We start from the raw sequence: 2,847 nt of genomic DNA, 5'->3' as shown, positions 1-2,847 counted from the left end.
CTTTACAGAGTCTATGTATTGCTGTGTGAACTTTTCCGCAGAGATATACAGCACTGTTTTTTCTGGGTATTTATCTTTAATGTCTATCCCAATGGCATGTGCCAAATGTGTTTTTCCAAGACCGACACCACCAAAAATCAACAGCGGATTAAACGATGTACCACCGGGTTTGTTGGCAACTGCCAATCCAGCGTTTCTTGCTAAACGATTGGAATCGCCTTCCAGGAAGTTTTCAAAATTGTAATTTGGATTAAGTTGTGATTCAATTTTTACATTTCTAATCCCTGGAATGATAAAAGGATTTTTTAATTCTGGATTTTTATTCTTTAAAGGAATATCAACATCTTGTGGCTTTACCGGACTCCTGTTAGAACTTGGGATTTTTTCGGTAAATGGTTGTTTGTTGCCATAAGTGTTTTCCATTTTAATGACATACACTAATTTTGCGCGTTCACCAAGTTCTTTGATTAGGGCAACTTTTAGAATTTTTACATAATGCTCCTCAAGCCATTCATAAAAAAATTTACTCGGAACCTGAATGCTTAATGCGTTGTCAGTAAGTTTGACTGCTGTAATTGGTTCAAACCAAGTTTTATAGGCTTGGGGTTGGATGTTGTCTTTTATAAAGGTTAGACAATTATTCCATACCGATTGAGCAGTTACTTCCATTTTAAAAATTAATTTATTTTGTTGTTAGATAGATTAGTAAAAAAAAGAGAACTTTGTGTATTCTCTTGAATAAATTCCGAGACAAATATGTGAACAAATTTCTGAAAAAAAAAATCAAAAGCTATTGAATATTCAGAATTAAATCCCCATGTTTAAATCGCGATGAAAATACAAAAAATAAACTGAACAACGATGGTAAAACCTTTATTTTCCGACCAGATAGAACTTAGGGTGCGCTATGCCGAAACCGATCAAATGGGCATTGTGTATTATGGAAATTATGCACAATACTTTGAAGTAGGTAGAGTTGAATGGCTTAGAAAACTTGGTGTTTCCTATAAAAGCATGGAGGAAGAAGGGCTGTTGCTACCAGTTCTTAGTTTGAATGTAAATTTCAAAAAATCAGCACGTTATGACGATGTGATTAAAGTGAAAACGCAGTTGGTAAAAATTCCTTCCGCAACTATTGAGTTTGATTACGAAATAACAAATGAGGCGGGAGATGTTTTAACTCTTGGCAATACTGTACTTGTATTTATGGATATTAATAGGAATAGGCCTACAAGATGTCCTCAATATCTTTTAGACAAACTGCAGAATTAATCGTCTAAATTTTTTATTTCAACTCCATAAATAGCCTCAAAAGTCTGAATAGTTCTTTTTATATTTTTTAACCTAACAGAAATGTTAATAGAACAGTCCAATTCTAAAGTTTGATTTGTGATTTTTAAGTCATTTTCTTTAATAACACGCATTACTTTATTCATGTCTTTGTACTCAAATTTGAGCTGAATTTCTTGGTTAATTGTTTTGCTGACAATTATGGATTGTTCCAAAGCCATTTGTGCAGTCGTTTTATATGCACTGATAAGGCCGCCAACACCCAATTTTACACCGCCAAAATATCTTACCACAACAATTAAAATGTTGGTTACTTCAAAAGATTGAATTTGTCCATAAATTGGCATTCCTGCACTGTTATTAGGTTCGCCATCATCATTTACCCTAAATTGGTATTGACTTTCTTGCTTGCCCAATTGATAAGCATAGCACCAATGCCGTGCCGAATGATGTTGTTTTTTTAGATTTTCTAAATGAAATTTGACGTCTTCAGCATTTTTAATAGGATAGGCATATCCCAAAAATTTGCTGTTCTTCTCTTTAAATAAAACTTCTTCAGAAGGTTTTGTGATAGTCTTGTATGTGTCTTTTTCTGTCATCTTTAGACAAAAGTAACTAAATGTTTTGCTGTGCAGTTCTTATATTTTACAATGCGGACGCTCAAAATAAATCTTGTTTGGTTTTGAACAACGAAGTCATGTCTTCAATCTCAGGATTGATGTGCCACGTGTGAATACCTAATTTAGAAGCTGAAATAATATTTTCTTCGGTATCATCAATGAATAGGGATTCATGGGGATTGATTTTATTTTCACTTAAAACAAATTCGTAAATATTCGCATTTGGTTTGCGTAATTGGATTTCGTGCGAAAGATAAAATGCATCAAAACAGGTTTTGAATTCCTCATAAAAGTGAATATTTTCCTTGATCCAATCAATATGCAGTTCATTGGTATTACTCAGCAAAATAAGTTTGTATTTTTTGCTGGCAGCTAATTGACGTAGATAGTCCAGTCGATAATTGGGAAAGTCTTTTAGTATGGCGTTCCATGTTTCTAAAAGAGTGTCTTTATCCAAATTTGGAAAGTTATCCAGATAGAACTCCAAAAATTCATCTGTAGATATAAGGCCTTGTTCATATAGCGCATTTATGGCGTGTATTTCATCAGAAAGAGTTTCCATTTCAAATATCCGAAGTGCTTTTTCCATGGCACCTTTCTTATCCAAGTTGATAAATACATCGCCAAAATCAAATATTAAGTTTTTAATCATTCTTATATATTCTTAAAATATCATTTAAAATAAGTTCTTGTGAAACCAGAGGTCCAGAAAAGTTTGGCGCTTTTATGCCGTGGTTAAAACTTGTAGTTCCAGTAAAAACACGGGCTTCATCCCATATATTTTCATCAATAAATGTTTGTAAGGTGTGCTGTCCGCCTTCAATAATTATAGAAGTAATGTCATGGTTATATAGAATAGTACAAATTTGTTTTGCAATCTGGTCTTTTAAATCCCAATCTAAAAACTCTAGTGTTTTAATCTCAATCTCATGCTTTT

At 33.1% G+C, this 2,847-nt stretch carries 4 protein-coding genes and 1 pseudogene; 1 reads left to right on the top strand and 4 read right to left on the bottom strand.

From position 1 onward, the window contains the following. Positions 1-669 (bottom strand): DnaA ATPase domain-containing protein (locus VNJ50_RS14735; protein ID WP_325583054.1); only part of this gene is annotated, 669 nt, incomplete at its 3' end. A 192-nt stretch (positions 670-861) separates the two neighbouring features. On the opposite strand from VNJ50_RS14735, the gene VNJ50_RS14730 reads away from it, so the two are divergent. Next, positions 862-1,272: a thioesterase family protein gene (locus tag VNJ50_RS14730; protein WP_325583053.1), complete on the top strand. Its 411-nt coding sequence runs from the start codon at positions 862-864 to the stop codon at positions 1,270-1,272. Here the strand turns inward: VNJ50_RS14730 and VNJ50_RS14725 are convergent. From VNJ50_RS14725 to VNJ50_RS14715, 3 genes and pseudogenes are all read right to left on the bottom strand, one after another. Continuing rightward, entirely contained in the window at positions 1,269-1,889 is a 621-nt protein-coding gene (locus VNJ50_RS14725; protein ID WP_325583052.1) for an IMPACT family protein, read from the bottom strand. The genes VNJ50_RS14730 and VNJ50_RS14725 overlap by 4 nt on opposite strands. 61 nt (positions 1,890-1,950) lie before the next feature. Next, a complete protein-coding gene (locus VNJ50_RS14720; protein WP_325583051.1) occupies positions 1,951-2,562 on the bottom strand; it encodes an HAD family phosphatase in 612 nt (203 codons plus the stop codon). After that, a pseudogene (locus VNJ50_RS14715) lies at positions 2,555-2,847 on the bottom strand (riboflavin biosynthesis protein RibD); the annotation flags it as partial. The pseudogene VNJ50_RS14715 and the gene VNJ50_RS14720, both read right to left, overlap by 8 nt.

This window comes from Gelidibacter sp. (genome assembly GCF_035577925.1).
GTDB lineage: Bacteria > Bacteroidota > Bacteroidia > Flavobacteriales > Flavobacteriaceae > Gelidibacter.
Note: the sequence above shows the minus strand (reverse complement) of the source record. Positions and strands in the feature narration are given on the sequence as shown.

What these genes read in the sequence shown, in the direction of transcription:
- VNJ50_RS14725 (WP_325583052.1), bottom strand. Translation starts at nt 1,889, where the DNA reads ATGACAGAAAAAGACACATACAAGACTATCACAAAACCTTCTGAAGAA.
- VNJ50_RS14730 (WP_325583053.1), top strand. Translation starts at nt 862, where the DNA reads ATGGTAAAACCTTTATTTTCCGACCAGATAGAACTTAGGGTGCGCTAT.
- VNJ50_RS14720 (WP_325583051.1), bottom strand. Translation starts at nt 2,562, where the DNA reads ATGATTAAAAACTTAATATTTGATTTTGGCGATGTATTTATCAACTTG.